16 protein-coding genes are annotated in these 23475 nt (G+C 58.0%); 6 read left to right on the top strand and 10 right to left on the bottom strand.

Annotated elements, in window-relative coordinates; genetic code table 11:
• Window positions 1–148 precede the first annotated feature (148 nt).
• The 10 genes from HU724_RS06155 to HU724_RS06110 all read right to left on the bottom strand — a co-directional run bounded on the left by HU724_RS06155 (window position 149) and on the right by HU724_RS06110 (window position 12385).
• Complete coding sequence (locus HU724_RS06155; RefSeq protein ID WP_016771505.1) at window positions 149–862, bottom strand: TetR/AcrR family transcriptional regulator; 714 nt, start codon at window positions 860–862, stop codon at window positions 149–151.
• A 105-nt stretch (window positions 863–967) separates the two neighbouring features.
• Entirely contained in the window at window positions 968–2470 is a 1503-nt protein-coding gene (gene lysS, locus HU724_RS06150) for a lysine--tRNA ligase (RefSeq protein ID WP_024011743.1), read from the bottom strand.
• A gap of 79 nt (window positions 2471–2549) precedes the next feature.
• Window positions 2550–3645 (bottom strand): peptide chain release factor 2 gene (gene prfB, locus HU724_RS06145; RefSeq protein WP_099758102.1). Its coding sequence is split into 2 segments (ribosomal slippage): window positions 2550–3572 and window positions 3574–3645, totalling 1095 coding nucleotides; the frame shifts between segments, so codons are not numbered across the junction.
• Window positions 3646–3954: 309 nt separating this feature from the next.
• Complete coding sequence (locus HU724_RS06140; protein ID WP_122699371.1) at window positions 3955–4956, bottom strand: response regulator; 1002 nt, start codon at window positions 4954–4956, stop codon at window positions 3955–3957.
• Window positions 4957–5004: 48 nt separating this feature from the next.
• Window positions 5005–6015, bottom strand: coding sequence for a chemotaxis response regulator protein-glutamate methylesterase (locus HU724_RS06135; protein ID WP_186569524.1), 1011 nt, complete (start codon window positions 6013–6015; stop codon window positions 5005–5007).
• Complete coding sequence (locus HU724_RS06130; RefSeq protein ID WP_186569523.1) at window positions 6012–8282, bottom strand: hybrid sensor histidine kinase/response regulator; 2271 nt, start codon at window positions 8280–8282, stop codon at window positions 6012–6014. The genes HU724_RS06135 and HU724_RS06130 overlap by 4 nt, the downstream gene beginning before the upstream one ends.
• A complete protein-coding gene (locus HU724_RS06125) occupies window positions 8279–8962 on the bottom strand; it encodes a chemotaxis protein CheW (protein WP_122699373.1) in 684 nt (227 codons plus the stop codon). The genes HU724_RS06130 and HU724_RS06125 overlap by 4 nt, the downstream gene beginning before the upstream one ends.
• Window positions 8959–10230: a CheR family methyltransferase gene (locus HU724_RS06120; RefSeq protein WP_186569522.1), complete on the bottom strand. Its 1272-nt coding sequence runs from the start codon at window positions 10228–10230 to the stop codon at window positions 8959–8961. The genes HU724_RS06125 and HU724_RS06120 overlap by 4 nt, the downstream gene beginning before the upstream one ends.
• Window positions 10227–10763, bottom strand: a complete 537-nt coding sequence (locus HU724_RS06115; protein WP_186569521.1) for a chemotaxis protein CheW — start codon at window positions 10761–10763, stop codon at window positions 10227–10229. Before HU724_RS06115 ends, HU724_RS06120 begins: the two co-directional genes overlap by 4 nt.
• Window positions 10763–12385, bottom strand: a complete 1623-nt coding sequence (locus tag HU724_RS06110) for a methyl-accepting chemotaxis protein (protein ID WP_056783144.1) — start codon at window positions 12383–12385, stop codon at window positions 10763–10765. Before HU724_RS06110 ends, HU724_RS06115 begins: the two co-directional genes overlap by 1 nt.
• A gap of 438 nt (window positions 12386–12823) precedes the next feature.
• Between HU724_RS06110 and HU724_RS06105 the strand changes: the two genes are divergently transcribed.
• The 6 genes from HU724_RS06105 (at window position 12824) to HU724_RS06080 (ending at window position 23366) form a co-directional block, all read left to right on the top strand.
• On the top strand, window positions 12824–13339 hold the full coding sequence (locus HU724_RS06105) for an Hcp family type VI secretion system effector (protein ID WP_007949952.1): 516 nt from the start codon (window positions 12824–12826) through the stop codon (window positions 13337–13339).
• Between the two features lie 133 nt (window positions 13340–13472).
• A complete protein-coding gene (locus HU724_RS06100) occupies window positions 13473–15515 on the top strand; it encodes a type VI secretion system Vgr family protein (protein ID WP_217847182.1) in 2043 nt (680 codons plus the stop codon).
• On the top strand, window positions 15505–16248 hold the full coding sequence (locus HU724_RS06095) for a DUF4123 domain-containing protein (protein ID WP_186569442.1): 744 nt from the start codon (window positions 15505–15507) through the stop codon (window positions 16246–16248). Before HU724_RS06100 ends, HU724_RS06095 begins: the two co-directional genes overlap by 11 nt.
• Window positions 16245–21026 carry an RHS repeat-associated core domain-containing protein gene (locus HU724_RS06090; RefSeq protein ID WP_186569440.1) on the top strand — a complete coding sequence of 1594 codons (4782 nt, stop codon included), beginning with the start codon at window positions 16245–16247 and terminating at the stop codon, window positions 21024–21026. Before HU724_RS06095 ends, HU724_RS06090 begins: the two co-directional genes overlap by 4 nt.
• Window positions 21027–21634: 608 nt before the next feature.
• Window positions 21635–22048 carry a hypothetical protein gene (locus HU724_RS06085; RefSeq protein ID WP_186569439.1) on the top strand — a complete coding sequence of 138 codons (414 nt, stop codon included), beginning with the start codon at window positions 21635–21637 and terminating at the stop codon, window positions 22046–22048.
• A gap of 1012 nt (window positions 22049–23060) precedes the next feature.
• Complete coding sequence (locus tag HU724_RS06080; RefSeq protein WP_186569438.1) at window positions 23061–23366, top strand: hypothetical protein; 306 nt, start codon at window positions 23061–23063, stop codon at window positions 23364–23366.
• Window positions 23367–23475 lie beyond the last annotated feature (109 nt).

The raw sequence follows: 23475 nt of genomic DNA, 5'->3' as shown, positions 1-23475 counted from the left end.
TAGAAAACGTGACGTAGCCAATCATAGGCGCTGAGGCCTTTTGTGGGAGCGAGCCTGCTCGCGAATGCACTGTGTCAGACAACGGAGATGTTGAATATCAGAGTGCTTTCGCGAGCAGGCTCGCTCCCACGGGGTGTAGCGTGAAACGCTAGACGGACGCCAGCACCAGGTGCATATACCGCGTCAGGATCCCGAGCATGTCCTCTTCGGCCAATGGCTCAGCGTCGTTGAGCAGGCCCTGATATTCCATCCGGCCGATAATCGCCGTCAACACCTTGGCATCCTGCTGCGGTTCGCGCGAGCCCAGTACCTGGAACAACTGGCAGGTGCCCTGCAACAGAATCTGCTGATGCGAGCGCACCAGAATGGCCAGACGCGGGTTTAGCAGCGCTTCCTGGCGGAACGCCTGCTCGGCCATCAGATGCTCGCGCCGATTGATCAATTGCCGGTGCACGTAATCGGCCATCAGCCGCGCGATGTCATCGGCCAGTTGGGAGCGCGACTCCGGGCTGCCGTCGGCGCTGACCACCATTTCGCGCAACAGACCCTCGTTATTGATCCACAACTTGGCCATGTACGCCGCGCTGCGTTCAACGTATTGGGCGAAGGTATCGGTGAGCAGGTCATCGATGTCCTTGAAGTAATACGTGGTCGCCGACAGCGGCACGCCGGCCTCCGCCGCGACCGCACGATGGCGCACGGCACGCACGCCGTCGCGCACGACAATGCGCATCGCGGCGTCGAGAATGTCCTGGCGACGCTGCTCACTGCCCTGTCGGCTGGCCTTGCGGCCCTGGTACTGAACACTTTCAGCGACCGCAGTGGCGATACCCGCTGCACCTTCTTGAGCTAATGCACCCATCACGACAGCACTTCCTCTACTAATGCCAAATTAACCAATTGATACATTTGTACCAGACAGGCAATAAAAAGCCGCCTGTTTTAGGCGGCTTTTTAACTGAAACGTTTACGCTTGCGGTCGCATGTGCGGGAACAGGATCACATCGCGGATCGACGGCGAGTTGGTCAGCAACATCACCAGACGATCGATGCCGATACCTTCACCGGCGGTTGGCGGCATGCCGTACTCCAGCGCACGGACGAAGTCGGCATCGTAGTGCATGGCTTCGTCGTCGCCGGCGTCCTTGTCGGCCACCTGCGCCATGAAACGCTCGGCCTGATCTTCGGCGTCGTTCAACTCGGAGTAGGCATTGGCGATTTCACGACCACCGATGAACAGCTCGAAGCGGTCGGTGACGTTCGGGTTCTCGTCGTTACGACGGGCCAGCGGCGACACTTCGAACGGGTACTGAGTGATGAAGTGCGGCTGCTCGAGCTTGTGCTCGACCAGCTCTTCGAAAATCATCACCTGCAATTTGCCCAGACCTTCGAAGCCCAGCACCTTGGCGCCGGCCTTCTTGGCGATGGCGCGAGCCTTGTCGATGTCGTTCAGATCATCGGCAGTCAGCTCAGGGTTGTACTTGAGGATCGAGTCGAACACCGACAGACGCACGAACGGCTCGCCGAAGTGGAACACTTTGTCGCCGTACGGCACGTCGGTGCTGCCCAGTACCAGCTGCGCCAGCTCGCGGAACAGTTCTTCGGTCAGGTCCATGTTGTCTTCGTAATCGGCGTACGCCTGATAGAACTCCAACATGGTGAACTCAGGGTTGTGACGAGTCGAAACGCCTTCGTTACGGAAGTTGCGGTTGATCTCGAAGACCTTTTCAAAACCGCCAACCACCAGACGCTTCAGATACAGCTCTGGTGCGATACGCAGGAACATTTCCATGTCCAGCGCGTTGTGGTGAGTTTCGAACGGCTTGGCTGCGGCGCCACCGGGAATGGTCTGCAGCATCGGCGTTTCGACTTCGAGGAAGTCGCGCTTCATCAGGAAGCTGCGGATGTGCGCGATCACTTGCGAACGCACGCGGAAGGTCTGGCGCACGTCTTCGTTGACGATCAGGTCGACGTAACGCTGGCGGTAGCGCTGCTCGGTGTCGGTCAGGCCGTGGTGCTTGTCCGGCAGCGGACGCAGCGACTTGGTCAGCAGGCGCACGTTGGTCATTTCAACGTACAGGTCGCCTTTGCCGGAACGCGCCAGGGTGCCTTCGGCGGCAATGATGTCGCCCATGTCCCAGGTTTTCACCGCAGCCAGGGTTTCTTCGGACAGCGTCTTGCGGTTGACGTAGACCTGAATGCGCCCGGTCATGTCCTGGATCACCATGAACGAGCCACGGTTGAGCATGATGCGACCGGCAACCTTGACCGGGATTGCAGCCTCTGCCAGCTCTTCCTTGGTCTTGTCCGCGTACTGTTTCTGCAAGGCATCGCAGTAGTTGTCGCGGCGGAAGTCGTTCGGGAAGGCATTGCCCTTGGCGCGCTCGGCAGCAAGCTTTTCCTTGCGCAGGGCGATCAGGGAGTTTTCTTCCTGTTGCAGGGCTTGCGGGTCGAGTTGTAGGTCGCTCATGTCTTTAAGTATTCCATCAGGTTCGTTGCCCCCAGCCTTCGGCTGGGGATCGCGGGCGAGCCCGCTCCCACAGAGGGTGTTACAGGCCGGATTTCAGGCTGGCTTCCAGGTACTCGTCGATGTCGCCGTCGAGCACCTTGTCGCAATCGCTGCGTTCGATGTTGGTCCGCAGATCCTTGATCCGCGAGGCATCGAGCACGTAAGAGCGGATCTGGTGACCCCAGCCGATATCGGACTTGGTGTCTTCCAGCGCCTGCGAGGCCGCATTGCGCTTCTGCATTTCCTGCTCGTACAACTTGGCCCGCAGCATTTTCATCGCGGTGTCCTTGTTGGCGTGCTGGGAACGCTCGTTCTGGCAGCTGACCACGGTGTTGGTCGGTACGTGGGTGATACGTACGGCCGAGTCGGTGGTGTTTACGTGCTGACCACCGGCACCGGAGGAACGATAGGTGTCGATCCGCAGGTCTGCCGGGTTGATTTCGATTTCCACCTTGTCATCGATCTCTGGCGAGACGAAAACAGCGGAGAACGAAGTGTGGCGACGGTTGCCGGAGTCGAACGGGCTTTTGCGCACCAGACGGTGCACGCCGATCTCGGTACGCAGCCAGCCAAAGGCGTATTCGCCCTTGATGTGCACGGTCGCGCCCTTGATCCCGGCGACTTCACCGGCGGACAGTTCCATGATGGTCGCGTCGAAACCGCGTTTGTCGGCCCAGCGCAGGTACATGCGCAGCAGGATGTTGGCCCAGTCCTGCGCTTCGGTACCGCCGGAACCGGCCTGGATGTCCAGGTAGGCGTTGTTCGGGTCCATTTCATGGCTGAACATGCGGCGGAATTCCAGCTTGGCCAGATTTTCCTCGAGACGGGCCAGCTCGGCGACGACATCGCCCACTGCGCCTTCGTCGTTTTCTTCGACGGCCATGTCCAGCAGGTCGCGGCAATCGGCCAGACCGCCGTTCAGTTCGTCGAGGGTGTCGACGATCTGCGCCAGCGCGGCACGCTCGCGGCCCAGCTCCTGGGCGTATTCAGGTTTGTTCCAGACACTCGGATCTTCAAGCTCGCGATTGACCTCGGTCAGACGCTCATGCTTTTGATCGTAGTCAAAGATACCCCCGAATAGTTTCGGAGCGCTCGGACAGGTCCTTGATGGTGTTCAGGATCGGGTTGATTTCCATGACGGGCAGCACTCGTTGGCGAACTTTTGAAAGCCGGCGAGTATAACGTAAACAGGCTGTCGCGGCAGCCCGTCTGGCGGTGAATGGGCCGAGATTGCTGCCCTCACCCTAGCCCTCTCCCGGAGGGAGAGGGGACCGATCGGGGGATATTTGAAACATACGCCGACTAGACATGGCTTCACCGAATCCGTGATCGCCAAGCCTGAAGATCCATAATCGCTGCGATCTCTCAGGTCGATGTCTGGCCCGAGACACCTCGGTCGGCCCCCTCTCCCTCCGGGGAGAGGGCTGGGGTGAGGGCAACGGCCGTTACTCGATCCCGACCTGATTGCGCCCATTGTTCTTGGCCAGATACAAGCCGCGATCCGCCGCCGAAATCAGCAGCCGGCAATCACTCCCCGCCTGGGGCACCATGGTCGCCAGACCAATGCTGATGGTCAGACTGGAGCCCTCGGCCGGCGTGTTGTGCGGAATTTTCAGCGCCGCCACGGTCTGGCGCAGTTTCTCGGCCAACAGCCGCGCGCCGCCCGGCGAAGTGTTCGGCAGGACCAGCACAAACTCCTCGCCGCCGTAACGCGCCGGCAGGTCCGATGGCCGCGAGCTGGCCTCGCGGATCGCCGTAGCGACCTTGCGCAACGCTTCGTCGCCTTCAACGTGGCCAAAACTGTCGTTGTACGACTTGAAGTAATCAACGTCGATCATCAGCAATGACAGCTGCGTCTGATCGCGCAGCGAACGGCGCCACTCCAGTTCCAGGTACTCGTCGAAGTGACGGCGGTTAGACAGCCCGGTCAGGCCATCGGAGTTCATCAGCCGTTGCAGCACCAGATTGGTGTCGAGCAATTGCTGCTGGCTGACCCGCAACGCACGGTACGCGGCGTCTCGTTGCAGCAATGTCATGTAGGAACGCGAGTGGTAGCGGATCCGCGCGACCAGCTCGATGGTATCCGGCAGTTTCACCAGATAATCGTTGGCGCCCGCGGAAAACGCCGCGCTCTTGATCAGCGGGTCTTCCTTGGTCGAGAGGACGATGATCGGGATGTCCTTGGTCGCCGGGTGATTGCGGTATTCGCGCACCAGGCTCAGGCCATCGAGGCCGGGCATCACCAGGTCCTGGAGGATCACCGTCGGCTTGATCCGCACCGCCTGGGCGATGGCCTGCTGCGGGTCGGAGCAGAAGTGGAAGTCGATGTTTTCCTGATTCGACAGCCCACGGCGCACCGCTTCGCCGATCATCGCCTGATCATCCACCAACAACACCATGGCGGCGTTCTCGTCGGTTTTAATGTCGTCGATCTGTAAATCATTCATGAGCGGTCACCTGAGTACTGCGGGAGCCTGGATTGCCGATCAACCTGTTCATTTGGGGAAAATCTCCAGCAATCGTGGCGCTATCTTTTCCAGCGGGCGGATTTCCACCGCGGCATCGATCGCCGCGGCAGCCTTGGGCATGCCGTACACCGCACTGCTGTGCTGATCCTGCGCAATGGTCAAATAACCCTGCTGGCGCATGAGCTTAAGCCCTTGCGCGCCATCGCGCCCCATCCCGGTCAATAAAACCCCGACGGCGTCACCGTTCCAGTAACTGGCGACGCTCTCGAAAAACACGTCGATCGAGGGGCGATAGATCTCGTTGACCGGTTCGGCGGTGTAGGCCAGCGTGCCGTTTTTCAACAGGCGAATATGGTGATTGGTCCCGGCCAGCAGCACCGCGCCACTTTGCGGCGGCTCGCCTTCACGGGCCAGACGCACATCGAGGCCGCTGGCACTGGCCAGCCATTCGGTCATGCCGGCGGCGAACACCTGATCGACATGCTGCACCAGCACGATCGCGGCGGAAAAATCCTTCGGCAGGCCTTTGAGCAACACTTCCAGCGCCGCTGGCCCACCTGCAGACGAACCGATCGCCACCAGCCGCTGACGTGACGGCGAACTGCGCGGCGAACTCGGCGCCGGGCGCGCACGTGGCGCCTTGTCGCCGATCAGCCAGCCGATGTTGAGGATCTTGCGCAACAACGGCGCCGCCGCTTCCTGGGCATTGCCGGCGCCGATCGCTGGCGTGTCGACCACGTCCAGTGCGCCGTGACCCATGGCCTCGAACACGCGGTGCACGTTCTGTTGACGATCCACGGTGACGATGACAATCGCGCACGGCGTCTCGGCCATGATCCGCCGCGTGGCTTCGACGCCGTCCATGATCGGCATGATCAGATCCATCAGAATCAGGTCTGGTGTGCACTCGGCGCAGCGTTGCACCGCCTCGGCGCCGTTGCTGGCGACCCAGATCACCTGATGCGCCGGCTCGAACGCCAGCGCTCGGCGCAGGGCCTCCACCGCCAGGGGCATGTCGTTGACGATTGCGATCCTCATGCCCGCGCTCCTCCGATGAGCTCGACCACTGCATCGAGCAGGGCGTCGTCATGAAAACTGGCTTTGGCTAGATAATAGTCGGCGCCGGCATCCAGTCCACGGCGGCGGTCTTCTTCGCGATCCTTGTACGATACGACCATCACCGGCAGCGATTGCAGACGGTTGTCGCGGCGCAGCAGGGTGACCAGCTCGATGCCGTCCATGCGCGGCATGTCGATGTCGGTGATCAGCAGATCGAAGTTCTCCGAACGCAGCGCATTCCAGCCATCCATGCCGTCCACTGCCACCGCGACGTCATAGCCACGATTTAGCAGCAGTTTGCGTTGCAGCTCGCGCACGGTCAGCGAATCGTCGACCACCAAGACTCGTTTGCGCGCCGCTTCGGCAGCTTGATTGCCGTGGCGGGCAATGCGCTCCAGGCGCCCGGTATTGAGCAGTTTGTCCACCGAACGCAGCATGTCTTCGACATCGACGATCAGCACCACCGAGCCGTCATCGAGCAAGGCCCCGGCGGAGATGTCCTGAACCTTGCCCAGACGCTCGTCCAGCGGCAACACCACCAGCGTGCGCTCACCCACGAAGCGCTCGACCGCCACCCCGTAAATCGCCTCGCGCTCGCGGATCACCACGACTTTCAGGGTAGCGCCATCGTTCTGACTGGCTGGGCGATTGAGCAACTGGCTGGCCGCGACCAGCCCGACGTGCTGGCCTTCGTGCCAGAAATGCTGACGCCCCTCGACCTGCACGATGTCTTCCGGCGCCAGATCGCACATGCGCTCGATATGCGCCAGCGGGAACGCATAGGCCTCTTCACCGACTTCCACCACCAGACTGCGCACCACCGAAAGCGTCAGCGGCACCTCCAGATGGAAACGGCTGCCCTCGCCCGCCGTCTGCTCCAGCACCACGGCCCCGCGCAATTGGCGAACCATGTGTTGAACAGCGTCGAGACCGACGCCACGCCCGGACACTTCGGTGACTTTGTCGCGCAGGCTGAAGCCCGGCAGAAACAGGAAGGTCAGCAGTTCCTCTTCGCTCAATTGCGCTGCGGTTTCGGCTGGGGATAACTGCCGTTCGACGATGCTGCGGCGGACTTTCTCAAGATCGACGCCATTGCCGTCATCGCTCAATTCCAGCACCAGCAAACCGGCTTGGTGGGAGGCGCGCAGGCGAATCAGGCCCTCTTCCGGCTTGCCCTTGAGCAGGCGTTGCTCCGGGGTTTCGATGCCGTGATCGACAGCGTTGCGCAGCAAGTGAGTCAGCGGCGCTTCGAGCTTTTCCAGCACATCGCGATCGACCTGGGTTTTCTCGCCTTCGATCTCCAGGCGCACTTGTTTGCCAAGGCTGCGCCCGAGGTCGCGAACCATGCGCGCCTGCCCGCTCAACACATCGGCGAACGGGCGCATGCGACAGGCCAGCGCGGTGTCATAGAGCACTTGCGCGCGCTGACTGGCGTGCCAGGCGAATTCGTCGAGTTCGGCGTTTTTCTCGCTGAGTAGTTGCTGCGACTCGGCGAGCAAACGTCGCGCATCTTCCAGCGACTCGAGCGCTTCCAGGCTCAGCGCATGCTCCTTCAGGTGCACATTGAGATTTTCCAGCGCGCGCAGACCGTTGTTCTGCATGCGCTTGAGACGCTGCATGGTCGCCAGATGCGGCTTGAGACGCTGGGTTTCCACCAGCGATTTGCTCGATAGATCGAGCAGGCTGTTCAGGCGCTCGGCGGTGACGCGCAAGACGCGCTCGCCGCCTTCGGTGGTGCGTTTGTTTTTGCCCGGGGTCGGCTCGGCGGGCTCGTCCATGATCGGCGCTGTCGCTGTTGGCGCGGGCTCGATCTGCAACTCGGCCATCGGCGGCGTGGCAACCACAGCGGCTGGCGCCGACGGATCGAGCAAACGCCCCATCAGCGTCACGTAGGCTTCAATGTCCGCAGGTCGCGGCGCGTTGGCCGGCGTGGCGATGCGCATCAGCAGGTCGGTGCCCTGCAACAACGCGTCGATGTGCTCGGGACGCAGCAACAAACGCCCTTCCTGGGCGCTGACCAGGCAATCTTCCATGACGTGGGCGACGCTGACCCCGCTGTCGATACCAACGATCCGCGCTGCGCCTTTGAGCGAGTGCGCCGCGCGCATGCACGACTCCAGTTGATCGGCCTGAGTCGGATTGCGCTCCAGCGCCAGCAGCCCGGCGCTGAGCACTTGGGTCTGGGCTTCGGCTTCGAGGCTGAACAGTTCGAGCAGGGAGGCGTCGCGCATTTGCTCGGGGGTCATGTCAGGCTCCGGGTCACGGCGGACAACAGCTGTTCTTCATCCAGCCAGCGCAGGCTGCGACCGCGATATTGCAGAACGCCACGGGTGTATTTGGCACTGGCTTGCGCACCGGACTGCGATGCGGCATCGAGGATGCGTTCGTCGATGGCATGAATACCGTCAACTTCATCCACCGGCACCACTACCGGCCCGCCATGGGCGGCGATGATCAGCATGCGCGGCATGACTCGCCCGCCGCCCGCCGGCGCGACGCTGGCGCCGAGGTCGAGCAGTTCCACCAGCGACAGGCACGCGACCAGCGCGCCACGGACATTGGCCACGCCGAGCAAGGCCCGCGAGCGCTGGTGCGGCAGCGAATGTATCGCCTGCAACGGCGCAACTTCGACAAGCGTGCGCGTGGCCAGTCCGAGCCATTCCTCGCCGAGGCGGAACATCAGCAGCGAGCGGGTCTTGACGTCGATTTCGACTTTGCTGACCACTGCTTCGCGCTGGTCCTGCTGCAACGAATAACGGTCGAGCAGGCGCGTGGCGGCGGCAGAATACACCGAGCAGTTGCGGCAATGAATGTGCTCTTCCAGCAACGGGCAGGACTTGTCGCCATGAATGCCGATGCGGTTCCAGCAATCGTCGATGGCGCGGGCGTCTTCGTGGGTAACGTTCAAGGTGTCGGACGCGCTCATCGTTTACGCTCACTGTCGGCGGTGCGCCCGCTGCGGGCGGCGCGCTCCTGCAATCGTCGGGCACCCGCCGTGTCGCCCTGAGCCTGTAGCAACGCGGCCAGGTGCATCAGCGCTTCGGGGTGTTGCGGTTCGAGGTACAAGGCCTTGCGATAAAAACCCTGGGCCTCGAGGCTCAGGCCGGCGACATCGCTGAGCAGCCCGAGCCAGTAGAACACCTGCGCCACCGGTTCATGGCTGCGCAGATAGTGTTCGCACGCGGCACGGGCCTCGGCGCTTTTGCCTTCGTTGGCCAGTGCAGCGATTTGCGCCAGCAATGTCGCGGCGTCGGGGTTGGCAGTTTTTTTCGTCACCGGCAAAGCCGTCACGGCAGCGAACGGCCGATTGCGCACTGGCGCTGGCGGCGCGCTGCGCAATGGCTGGCTGACCGGCACGGCGACCGGTTTGGGTGTCGGCAGTGGTTCGGGGTGCGGCTCGCTATGACGGCTGAAAGCGAACGACTGCGGGATGCCGATCGAGCGCATGCCCAAACGCCCGAGCAGACTGCCCTCCGCCGGGCCGATAAACAGCACGCCGTCAACATGGGTCAGGCGCTTGAGCACTTCGAACACCTGCTTTTGCGTCGGCTGGTCGAAGTAGATCAGCAGGTTGCGGCAGAACACGAAATCGAAGGCTGGCTCGCTCGCAAACAGCGTCGGATCGAGGACATTGCCGACCTGCCAGCGCACTTGTTCGCGAACGTATTCGTTGACCCGGTGGCCGTCCTGCTCGGCAAAAAAATGTCGCTCGCGGTATTCCAGATCCTGACCGCGAAAGGAGTTCTTGCCATACACCGCACGCCGCGCCTTTTCCACCGAGAGCGGGCTGATGTCCATGCCGTCGACCTTGAACTGATGCGGCTGCAATCCGGCATCAAGCAAGGCCATGGCAATCGAGTAGGGTTCTTCGCCGGTCGAGCACGGCAGGCTCAGAATTCGCAACGCGCGCATATTGTTGAGTTCTTTAAGCCGACCTCGCGCCAGTTTGCCCAGCGTCGCGAAGGATTCCGGATACCGGAAAAACCACGTTTCCGGAACGATCACCGCTTCGATCAGCGCCTGCTGTTCATCCCGCGAGCCTTGCAACAGCTGCCAGTATTCGTCGGCGTGGGCGGCCTGGGACAGCGTGGTGCGCTGGCGCACGGCACGCTCGATGATCGCCGCGCCCACCGACGCGACATCAAGGCCGATGCGTTCCTTGAGGAAATCGAAAAAGCGCTGCTCACCACTCATGACTGCGCCTCAAGCTGCGCCGGATCACGCGGCGGATCGGGGAACAGCAAGCTGCACACGGCGTCATCGAGCAAGTCATTGACCCGCACCCATTGCAGCAATCCCTGCGCATCCTCGCGCACCGGGCCGAGGTACGGCGCCTCGCGGTTGTCGAGGCCGTAGGGCTGGAAATCTTGCGGATGACAGCGCAGCGTGTCGGTGGCCTGCTCGAGAATCAGCCCGAGCCATTGCGCTGCTTGCGCTTGATCCGGCTGATAATTGACCAGCACCAGCCGCGTGCTGGTGCGCGCCTCGGCGGGTCGGCCGAAAGTCAGCGCGCTGAGGTCGATCACCGGCACCACCGCCCCGCGATAGGCGAACACCCCGGCCACCCAGTGCGGCGCCCGGGCAATCGGCTTCAACGGCAGGCGCGGCAGCACTTCGGCCACTTCGGTGGCTCGCAAGGCATAGCGCTCGCTGCCGATGCGAAACAGCAGAAACAGCGCCTGCTTCGCCACTGGCGCGGCGCCACGCTTGGCGATGATTTCGCTCATCAGACTTTGAATCGCGAAACGCCGCTGCGCAGGCCGACGGCCACCTGGCTCAGTTCGTCGATGGCGAAACTGGCCTGACGCAGCGATTCGACGGTCTGGCTGCTGGCATCGCCCAACTGCACCAGCGCATGGTTGATCTGCTCGGCGCCAGTGGCCTGGGCCTGCATGCCTTCGTTGACCATCAGCACGCGCGGCGCCAGCGCCTGCACCTGATGGATGATCTGCGACAGCTGCTCGCCGACCTGCTGCACTTCCGACATGCCGCGGCGTACTTCTTCGGAAAACTTGTCCATGCCCATCACTCCGGCCGACACCGCCGACTGGATCTCGCGAACCATCTGTTCGATGTCGTAGGTGGCCACGGCGGTCTGATCAGCCAGACGCCGGACTTCGGTGGCGACCACGGCAAAACCGCGACCGTACTCGCCGGCCTTCTCGGCTTCGATCGCTGCGTTGAGCGACAGCAGGTTGGTCTGGTCGGCCACCTTGACGATGGTCACCACCACCTGATTGATGTTGCCGGCCTTCTCGTTGAGGATCGCCAGTTTGGCGTTGACCAGATCCGCCGCGCCCATGACCGAGTGCATAGTGTCTTCCATGCGCGCCAGGCCTTGCTGGCCGGAGCCGGCGAGTACCGAGGCCTGATCGGCAGCGGTGGACACTTCGGTCATGGTGCGCACCAGATCCCGCGAGGTCGCGGCGATTTCGCGAGAGGTTGCGCCGATTTCGGTGGTGGTCGCTGCGGTTTCGGTGGCGGTGGCTTGTTGCTGCTTGGACGTGGCAGCGATTTCGGTCACCGAGGTGGTCACCTGCACCGAGGAGCGCTGGGCCTGGGACACCAGCGATGTCAGCTCGGTCATCATGTCGTTGAAGCCGGTTTCGACCGCACCGAACTCGTCCTTGCGATCGAGGTTCAGGCGCGAACTCAGATCGCCGGTGCGCATGATGTCGAGGATGGTCACGATGCGGTTCATCGGCGCCATGATCGCGCGCATCAACAGCAGACCACAGAGTCCGGCAGCCAGCACCGCAACCAGCAGGGAAATGACCATGCTGACTTTGGCCGTTGCCACCGCGTCGTCGATATTGGCCATGGCGGTATCAGCGACGACTTTGTTCTCGCCAATGATGTCGTTGAGCTTCATCCGTCCGGTGTACCACGCCGGGGTCAGTTTCTCGTTGAACAGCTTGATGGCATCGGCTTCCAAATTGCGCTTGTGCAGGTCCAGCACGGCATCCTGAATCTGCATGTAGGTATCGTGGTACTTCTCGAACAGGGCGAATTCGGAACGGTCTTCATCGGTGGCCATGGTCTTGCGATAGTTGGCCATCTGCTCTTGCAGACGCGCCTCGAACGCCTTGTAGTCCGCTGCGTCTTCGCTGGAAACGCCCTGGCCTTCCTTGAGGCCGAGCAGCTCCTGGGTCTGCAAATAACTGTCGACCCAAGCGCCGCGAATCATCGAGCTGTAATAGACGCCGGGGATGGCATCGTCGCGCACGCTGTTTTCACTGGCCTCGATTTTCAACAACCGCGAGTAGGACAGCACCACCATCAACAGCATGATGGCGATAATCACCGCAAAGCTCGCCAAAATGCGTTGGCGCAACGTCCAGTTCTTCACAGTGAATCCTCGTGCCTGATCGAAATGCGGGGAGTATAGCCGAGCGCGGTGTTTCATTTATAAGACGCTTTCGCTGGCAGCACTGTCCCTGTGGGAGCGAGCCTGCTCGCGAAGGCAACACCGCAGTCCCAGCAAATACCCAACTGCGCAAGAAGTTGCGCAGTGGGTCGTAATATTTCAGGGCCTAAATCCTCTGCAGCTCAAGCGGCGCAAGGCCTGCAGCCAAGTGCGCAAGAAGTTGCGCAGTACTGCGCAACTTCTTGCGCACTTTCTTCCGATTTTCCCGCTGAGAATCGCCCCGAATGATCACCAACTACCGTGGCGCCCCCGCCATTCGGGCACCGCGCAAAACCTGGCACGCTCCTTGATAACTCTCAGCCACCCACCGGGCGATTTCGCCTCCGGGCACCCTAAATTTATCCGCAAGGAGAGCACCCCATGGCAACACCAGCGTACATGTCGGTTACCGGCGAAAAACAAGGCCTGATCACTGCCGGCGCTTTCACCGCCGACTCCGTTGGCAACACTTACCAGGAAGGCCACGAAGACCAGGTCATGGTTCAGGCTTTCACCCACGACGTGATCATCCCGCGTGACCCGCAATCCGGTCAGCCAACCGGTCAGCGCGTACACAAGCCAGTTGTGATCACCAAGGTCTACGACAAGGCTTCGCCACTGCTGCAAGCAGCACTGACTTCCGGCGAGCGCATGAGCGAAATCGTTATCCAGTGGTACCGCACTTCGGCTCAAGGCACCCAAGAGCACTACTACACCACCAAACTGGAAGACGCGATCATCGTCGCCATCAACAACAAAATGCACAACTGCCAGGATCCAGGCAACGCGCACTTCACCCACCTGGAAGAAGTGCAGTTCACCTACCGCAAAATCACCTGGACCCACGAAGTATCCGGTACTTCGGGTTCCGATGACTGGCGTGCTCCAGTCGTTTAATTACGGCTGACCGTTACACGCATCGGCCAGCTCTGCTGGTCGATGTTGTTTACGCCCCTCCAGAATTTCGCGTACGTTGAGCCGCTTTTTGCGGCCGTCGACGGGCGCCGCTGTACAGCACGAGGAACAAGGGATGTTCGCGCCGGCCAATGAAACCCACTTTGCCCTGACCATCGAAGGGCTTTCCGCCGATTTTCAGGTATTCACCCTGACCGGCCGGGAAGCCATCAGCCAGCCTTTTGTCTTTGAGGTGGAGCTGGTCAGTGAGCAGCCGTCGCTGGACCTCGAAACCCTGCTGCACAAACCGGCCTTTCTGCAGCTGTCGCCTGACGGCAGCGGCATTCACGGGCAGATCTACCGCGCCGCGCAAGGCGATTCCGGCAAGCGCCTGACCCGTTATTCGGTGACCCTGCGCCCGCAACTGGCGTACCTGGCGCACCGCATCAACCAGCGCATCTTCCAGAACCTCAGCGTGCCGAAAATCATCGGCATGGTGCTCGAAGAGCACGGCATTCAAAGCAACGCCTACGAATTCAAGATCGGCTCGATCTATCCCGAGCGCATCTACTGCGTGCAATACGACGAGTCGGATCTGCATTTCATCCAGCGCCTGTGCGAGGAAGAAGGCATTCACTTCCACTTCCAGCACAGCGCCAACGCGCACAAATTGGTGTTCGGCGACGACCAGACGGTGTTCCCGAAACTGGCCCCTGTGCCCTATCAGCAAGACTCCGGCATGGTCGCCAGCAACCCGGTGATCAAGCGCTTCGACCTGCGCCTGGAAACCCGCACCAGCCGCACCACCCGTCGCGACTACGACTTCGAAAAACCGCGCCTGACCCTGGAAAGCGAAAACCGTGGCGACGCCCTGCCCGACCTCGAAGACTACGATTACCCGGGCCGTTTCATCGACCGCGAGCGCGGCAAGCACCTGGCCAAACGCGCCCTCGAACGCCATCGCAGCGACTTCCAATTGGCCGAAGGCAAGAGTGATCAGCCACTGCTGGTCAGCGGCCATTTCCTCGCCCTGACCGAACACCCGAAAGCCAAATGGAACGACCTGTGGCTGCTCACTGAAGTCCTGCATGAAGGCAAGCAACCGCAAGTGCTCGAGGAGTCGGTGACCAGCGACACCACCGCGCTGAAAGACGATTTCCATCAGGGTTACCGCAACCGCTTCCAGGCCACGCCGTGGGACGTGCCCAATCGCCCGCCGCTACGCCATCCGAAACCGCGCATCCTCGGCAGCCAGAGCGCAGTAGTCACCGGCCCGAAAGGCGAAGAAATCCACTGCGACGAATACGGCCGGGTCAAAGTCCAGTTTCACTGGGACCGCGAAGGCCAGGCCGACGACAAGACCAGTTGCTGGCTGCGCGTCTCCAGCGCCTGGGCCGGCGCCCAGTACGGCGGCATCGCCATCCCGCGCATCGGCATGGAAGTGCTGGTCACGTTCCTTGAAGGCGACCCCGATCAACCGCTGATCAGCGGCTGCCTGTACCACAAGGAAAACACCGTCCCCTATGAACTGCCGGCGAACAAGACCCGCAGCACCTTCAAAACCCTGAGTTCGATGGGCGGTGGCGGCTACAACGAACTGCGCATCGAAGACAAAAAAGGCCAGGAACAAATCTACCTGCACGCCCAGCGCGACTGGGACGAAAACATCGAGCACGACCAGAAAATCCGCGTCGGCAACGAACGCCACGACACCGTCGAGCAAAACAGCTACACGGAATTCAAAGCCGAAGAACACCACACCGTCTACGCCGACCGCAAAGTCGAAACCCGCGCCAACGACCATCTCACCGTCGGCGTCAACCAGCACATCAAGATCGGCACCGGGCAGTTCATCGACGCAGGGCAAGAGATCCACCTGAGCAGCGGCATGAAAGTGGTGATGGAAGCGGGTGCCGAACTCACGCTGGTGGGTGGTGGCAGCTTTATCAAGATCGATGCTGGCGGCGTGACCCTGAGCGGGCCGGTGATCAACATGAACTCTGGTGGTAGCCCGGGCGTTGGTACGGGCGCCGCGCCATTGATGCCCGGCGTGCTGAAACAAGCCGACGCTGACAGGGCCGGCCAGGTCCTGACCCCGGCGCAAATCAACACCCTCAAACGTAACGCGCCGTTCTGTGAAGAATGCGAAAAATGCAAGGCAGGTGCCTGTGCCATCTGAACCAATCTCCCCCAAGGACTGGCTCGCGCAACAGCCGCTGCAAAGCGGCGAGCGCTTGTACCTGATCGTCAGCGCCGCCAGCGACGCGGACGCCCTGAAAACCCTGTACCTCACCGAACCCACCGCCCAGCTCATCCCGATCTGGGGCGGCACGCCCTACTCCACCTGGCAACCGGTGATGCCCTACCTCACCGAACTCAAAGCCAACTCCGCTTTCCTGCCCTGGATCGCCGAAACCGACGCCCTCGACTGGGGCTGGCTGGGGGTGTCGCGTTCAGAACCGAACGAAGTGTTCGAACATCTGCGCAGCCTGACGCAGGTGAAGATGCCGGACGGCACTGAAGTGTTTTTCCGGTTTTGGGATGGGCGGCATATTTATCCGATCCTGCAGGGGCTGGGGGAAAAGGCCGGAGAGGTGCTGCCGGTGTTTGAGCGGTATCTGATCAATGGGCAGGCGCTGGAAGTGGGCACGCGGGTGGTGCCGAAGGTGCGGGACTGGCCGTGGTGGGAGGTGCCGAAGGGGTTGTTGGAGGGGTTAATGGCAGAAAATCCATCGACCGTTATCGGCAACATGATGCAGTGGTTGCAAGAGGAACACGCCGATCTGTATTTCTCCTTTCCCGAATCGAACCTGAAACAAAAAGTGGCGCGCTTTGTTAAACGCACGCCACTCACGGAAGAAAACTTTACCGGGCTGTTGAAGGCCTATCTGGAAAAAGAGGTGGTGGTATGAGCGTTTTAATGGGCGGGATCGTTGGTGGTCTCACAGCAAAACAACCCGATGCTCAGGCCATCATCAACGACTTCAAGAAGTGCCTGAAGGATTACCGCGAGCATGCCGAAGCCTGGTACGGCGGCATTCTGGATGCGGAGCAGCAATTCAAAGTCGGTGACGAAGTTGGCACGGCTGACAAGGACAGCAAGAAGGAAAATACCCTTTATGCCAACTGTCCTGCGAACGGCAAGCTGGTGTTGATCCATAGTTTTGAGTCCGCGCGCTTTGTGCCGATCGGCAATACGCCAGTTCAACTGACACCGGTCGTCAATGGCCGCTTCATCGGCAAAAACGAAGTTGGCCCGACCATCAATAAAACCATTGATGCATCAGGGATTCTTGAAGTTTCAGGCCTTACTCCCAATCAGCAATACAAAATCACCTTCTTCCCGAATCCTACGCGTGCCCAGATCGACAGTTTATTCAACTCCTACCAAGGTGTGATCGGCGAACTGGGTGGCTGGCTACAAACCGAATGGAGCACCAGCTTCTTGCCGCTATGGCAGGCGCACACCGATGCCTCACTTGGTGGTCGCGCGTTGCAGGAACTGGAAGCGGCCTGGGAAGGCTTCATGAAAGCGATCATGGGCTTATGGGGCGATATCAAAAGTCTCTACGACCTCATTGCCCATCCTCGCGAAAACTACGAGAAGCTGAAAAACTTTTTCACTGAAGAACAGATCAAGAAGATCTACGACGCCTCTGCCGACGCTATTCACACTGCTTTATTGATCGCGAGCGATGAGCCGTTGATGTGGATATACGTCGCGGCCATCGTGGCCTGGGTGAAGATGCTGCCGCCGCAGACCTGTACCGAAGTGCTGGCGCAAATGTCGACAGAGTTCTTGCTCAACATTTTGATCGGCGTTGTTTTGACTGGTGGTCTTGGCTTGGCCGTACGCGTGGGTACAAAAGCCGTCAAAGGGGTACAAAGCAGCGGCAAAGTCATAAAGCTGATTGAAGACTTCACCGGCATGTTGATGAAAGTCAGCAAGTCCAAAGCGACGCCGCATACCGAAGCATCGAAGCCATTGCTACTCAATGGTGATTCGAAATTCAATCCGGCACGCAAAGCGGATGCTCAGATTGCCGCTCCCAAACCTGCCGAAACCGCGACAGCTCCGAAGAGCAAGCCACCGGTCACTGATGGAAAAGTGGAATCCGATGCGCAGATTCAAACCCGTAAAAAAGATGAGCCAGCCTCACGGATCGAGCAGGTAGAGGCCGTCGACAACGCCCCCGAACAGCCGAAGAACCCAGCGAAAAAACCAGCACAATGCGTCGACGACACATGCTCAGACGGCGAACCAGTATCGATGGTGACCGGTGAAGAGCTACTGACGCTCACCGATGGGGAGCTGGGTGGCCTGCTGCCTTTTGAGTGGACACGCCTATACCGAAGCAGTGCAGTCGAAATTGATAGCCGCCTCGGCTATGGCTGGAGTCATTCACTGTCTCATCGCTTGCAGATCGACGATGAGGGTGTGCTGTGGACGGACAACGAGAACCGGCAAACCCGTTTCCCGATGCCCACGGAACAGCGGCCGGCCATCACTAACAGTCTGGCTCAGGCAGCAATTTATCTAGGCAATGAACCCGGCGAACTCATTTTGACCCAAGCCGGGGCAAAAACACGCTTTTACCATTTCCGTGCCGGTCGACTGACCGCGATCAGCGATGCGTACGAAAATCGTCTGCACATCAGTTATGACTTCGTTGATCGTATCCAGCGCATAGATAACGGCGCAGGGCGCGCCCTTTTTCTGCGCTACGAAGACAGACACATCGTTGCTGTCGACCAACAGCAACAACGCCCCGAATACGATGAACGCGGCGAACGCCAAGACCCATGGCTGACGATTCATACCCTCGTCACCTACCGATACAACGCACTCAATCAACTGGTTTCTTCCACCAATGCGATGGGCGAAACCGAGCATTACCGCTACAACGATCAGCACGTCATCCTTGAGCGACAAATGGCCGGAGGGGCCAGCTTCTTCTGGGAGTGGGAGCGTGAAGGCAAGCTGTCCCGATGCGTACGTCATTGGGCCAATTACGCGCAGATGGAAGCACGTTACGAGTGGGATGATAAAGGCTCGGTCATTGTTCATAACGCTGACGGCAGTGAGCTGGTCTATGTGCATGACGAAAATGCACGCCTGGTCAGTGAGACCGCACCCGACGGTGGAGAGACGCAGAACGCTTATGACGATAACGGCCGATTGATCGCCGTTAAAGACCCGATGGGAGCGATCACCGAGTATCAGTACAGCGATGCCGGACGCTTGATTGCGGTGATCCCCCCGGAAGGTGTTCCGACGCGTTACAACTACTTCAACGGTCAACTTATTGATGTCCAGCGCGGCAAGGCCCGCTGGAAATACGAACGCAACCGCCAGGGCGATATTACCCAACAAACCGATCCTGACGGCAACGAGACCTTCTACAGCTATGACCGTCAGGGACGCTTGCTTGAGATCCGCCACCCCGACGGCAGTCGTCATCAACTGGGCTGGAACAACCTCGGCCAATTGCTGGAAGAACGCCTGCCGGATGGAGGTCAACGCAAGTATCGCTACGATGCGCTCGGCCGGCAAATCACTCGCCAGGATGAATTCGGAGCGATCACCCAATACCAATGGGATGCCGCCGACCGCCTCACTCAGGTCACCCTTCCCGGCGGCGCCACACGTGCGTTTACCTACAACCCGTATGGCCGCGTCACCGCCGAACGCGACGAGCTCGGGCGGATCACCCGCTACGAATACGCCGACAACCTGCACCTCGTCAGCCGCCGGATTAATCCCGACGGCAGCCAACTGCGCTATCGCTACGACAACTCGCAACTCAACCTCACCGAGATCGAAAACGAGCGCGGCGAACGCTATCAACTCGATTATTACCCGAACGGCCTGATCCAGCAGGAAACCGGTTTCGATGGTCGACGCACCGCGTACGAGTACGACCTGAACGGCCAACTGCTGAAGAAAACCGAGTTCGGTGACGACGGTAGCGAACTGGTTACCGAATACCTGCGCGATGCCGCAGGCCGTTTGCTGGTCAAGACGCTGCCCGATGGCGAAGAAATTCACTACAGCTACGACGCACTCGGTCGCCTGGTAAATGTCGACGACGGCCATTGGCCGCTCGCTTATGAATACGACGTGCAAGATCGCTTGATCACCGAACATCAGGGCTGGGGCACCACGCGTTACGCTTACGACAAAGTCGGTCAGCTCAGCCACTGCCGTCTGCCCGATGGCTGCACGCTCGATTACCGTCATTTGTCCGGTGGACGGCTGAGCAGCATCGACCTGAACGGTTCGCGCCTTACCAGTCACCAATTCAGCGCTGGTCGCGAACTACAACGTCAACAAGGCTTGCTGCTCAGCCAATACCAATACGATGAACAGGGTCGCCTGCAAGCGCACAGCGTCAGCCAACGGGACGAACACCTGTTCCAGCGCCGCTACCAATACGACGCCAATGGCAACCTTGCCGGCATCGACGACAGCCGCAAAGGCAACCGCAGCTATCACTACGACCCGCTGGATCGCCTGATCAGCGTACGCGGCGCCATGCCAGAGAGCTTCGCTCACGACCCGGCAGGCAACCTCCTCGGACAAAATGACCTGCCCGTTGCGAACCTCGCAAACGTCAAAGGCAACCGCCTACTGATGCAAGGCGACCGCCACTACGACTACGACGCTTACGGCAACCTGATCCGAGAGCGTCGCGGCAACGGCCAAAAGCTCGTCACCGAATACCGCTACGACTGCCAGCATCGCCTGATCGGCGTGAGTCTGCCAGCCGGCAGCACTGCAACCTACAAATACGACGCCTTCGGTCGCCGCATCGAGAAAACCGTCGACGGCCACACCACTGAATTTCTCTGGCAAGGCGAACGCTTGATCGCCGAAAGCGCAGAAAATCGCTATCGCAGCTACATCTACGAGCCGGGCAGCTTCCGCCCGTTGGCGATGCTCGACGGCGAAGGCCCACTAAAGGCTGCCCCGTTCTACTATCAACTCGACCACCTTGGCACTCCGCAAGAGCTCACCGACTACAGTGGCGAAATCATGTGGTCGGCGAAGTACCGCGCCTACGGCAATCTCGCAGCGCTGGATGTCAGCGAAATCGATAATCCGCTGCGTTTTCAAGGGCAGTATTTCGACGCCGAGACAGGGTTACATTACAACCGCCACCGCTACTACAATCCGGGAACTGGACGGTTCTTGACGCCTGATCCGATCAAGCTTGCGGGTGGGTTGAATAGCTACCAGTACGTGCCTAACCCTACGGGGTGGGTGGATCCGTTGGGGCTGAACGGGTGCCCAGGCCAAACAAAATTTACGAGAAAAGACAAATTCTATGGTTCGCGCAGAGCTGCATTTCAAGACGCAAAACGTGATGCGAGAATACCCATGTCAGCTGAACCAATGGAAGTCAACCATGTTGCCCTTACAAAAATAGGTGAACATGGAGTAGGAAAGCAAAATGTTCTCGATGCAGATGGCAATATTGTTTATACAAGGGAATATCATTATAAAAATATTGACAATGAGCGCGTTGTAATTCAGGAACACTCGTATGGGCATGAAGATTTCCCAAGCGACCATGCTTCGCATAAACCGCATTTCAATGTAAGAGAGTATGACCCCAAAACCGGAAATGCAGACCGCAACAGGACCTTCCACCTAAAAAGTGTCTCCACCCATTATGTTTTCGAGTAACTAAAATGTGGACAGATTTCATTTCAGACAAGAAACAATGGCTAGCCATCTTCGGAAATGGTTATACACCAACAAACCTTAGTATCTCTCATGCCATATTTAGCGACAACGCAATAACCTTAAAGCTATTCAGCCATCTCACAGGCAACAGCTATCCAGAGAAATGGATAAAAAACGGATATAACGAATACACATTTGACTTAATCATTAACGGTGTAACAACGGTGGAGATTATAAATTTCAGCTTCTACGGACCACTAGAGCTAGAAATAAAAAAACACAACAACAATTACGAGATAAAGACAACAATCAACACGCTATGCAACTTTGCCTGCAGTGCTAGCGCAATATTCATAACTAATATCAAAGCCTACCACAATGACGGAGCTGTTTAGAGCTTCAAAACCCCAAGCTGACATAATTTATACACGGAAACCATAGAACAAATGGGGACAGGACAGATGGAGACGACCGATGGGGACAGATTTATTTTCTAATGAAATAAATCTGTCCCCATCGGTCATTGACCAGCCACAAAAACATAGTATCGACGACATAAAACCGTAGGGTAACGCCCCATCCGTACCATCCGGGTATTTTGAAATCAAATGAAAGTCAAATGCATAACAAATAGAATAGACGAAAGGTTTACGCTAGACACTGCAGCAAGACTGAAGCGCTATATCTCTGTCGGCGACAGTGAACTAGATATAGAAATTGGAAAAGAATATATAGTTTACGGTATAGAGCTCTGGGACAATTACCCTTGGGTTTATATATGCTCAGAGTCCTATGATGAATACCCTAAACCTTTCGCATTAGATTTTTTTGAAATCACTGAAAGAAAAATCTCGTCTCACTGGGTCCTTAAGTCACAACACACATATAACAACAAAATCAAAACACAGCTCGTTTTTTGCGAATGGGCTGATGACGACAGCTTTTATGAAAAACTGGTTAACGAAGATGAAAAATGCATCGAGGCATTTGAAAGCTATAGAAAAATTATGAACGCTGAATAGAGCATAAAAAGCGCACCTAGTATTTCAGTGCGCAAGTAGAAAACCGTCATTCTTTGGTGCATGACAAAGGTTCTTCTCAATGTCGCTACAGCTAAGAAGCCAATGGCAACTTTCGTGGAGTCGACGTCAGTCGCAACTGAGCATGGAAAGCGCCGAGAACCGTTACTTTCAGAAACTCAACACCCAAAAATTCTCGGGCTATCTGAAATGACTTACGGACGAGACTCGTTGGATCGTACAGGCCAAGCAGTCGGCATAAAAGAGGTTGGCAGCCCAAAACTATGTACGATCCATATATAACTTCTACAGATAAAATGTTCAAAACAGGCAGAGAAGCGGCCGCCAAGGACTACCACTAAGCCCGATCCGATGGCAACCGAGCTTACAGTGCTTCTTATGACGGAATAACCTTCAGAATCTATCTTGATGAAACTTTTACCACAGTCACCCACTTCCACCCAACAATGAAATAACTATGAATATAAATATTAGCAGCTCTCAAGAAAACATAATTCACAATTGCTGTTAGATCTCTTAGAGTCCTCTTCAAGCAACCACTCCAGCTTCCTACTCAAAGCGCTCCAGAGCCTTCTTCATTCACAAGAATTCGGAATAGAGATGTCTGGTATATACATCAGCACCGATGCCGACCGAGAAAACATACCCACCTATTTAACTACAGGTATTGCATTCGAGTTCATGGATAATCACGTCACTTTACCATTCAGAGATGCGATCGCATGCATCACCAATTGGTATAACCATCACGACAATATCAGAAACCCTGAATTAGATAAGATTATTGAGTACTTAAAAATAAAGTTTTTACAACATGGTATTCAACCACAAAAATACGTGGCCTTTCATTATAGCCTTTAGTAGAAAAATAACGAGCAAAAGGGAACCGAGCAAAAAAGCAAAAGAGCAAAAGAGCGGGAAATGAGGACAGATTTATTTTATACAAACCGAATACACCCCCTTTCCTTACTCTCACAATTAAAAGCAAAAAACCATGAAATTAAAAAAAATAATACATCTCGGCGGAAAAGTAATTTTCGACGAACTATCCAACCTAATCAATTACGACATAGCACTCATCTCAGAGAGCCTGAAAGAGGACCTCTTACAGGCAGCATTCCCAAACGAACAAATATTAGACATCGGATGGTATCCAGAATTTGACAAAAATGGTGCCTTTAGAATTTCATTAATTGCAAATCGAGATTGGGAATCTCCGATATACACCGACACCGCCAAAACCTGGAGCGACCTTGACAAAATCTTAGATCACACGCTGCATAAAGTTAAACAAATCTGATGCAGGCTTCACATATTAGGAGTATATGGGGGAAAGCAGTGGACCTGACATTGGCTAAGCCATAGGGTGTAGCGGCGCTGCCAATCGATGACAAAATTTGTTAGAGCAA

This window comes from Pseudomonas iranensis (assembly GCF_014268585.2).
GTDB classification, from domain to species: domain Bacteria; phylum Pseudomonadota; class Gammaproteobacteria; order Pseudomonadales; family Pseudomonadaceae; genus Aquipseudomonas; species Aquipseudomonas iranensis.
This window is presented reverse-complemented; position numbering and strand designations above follow the sequence as displayed.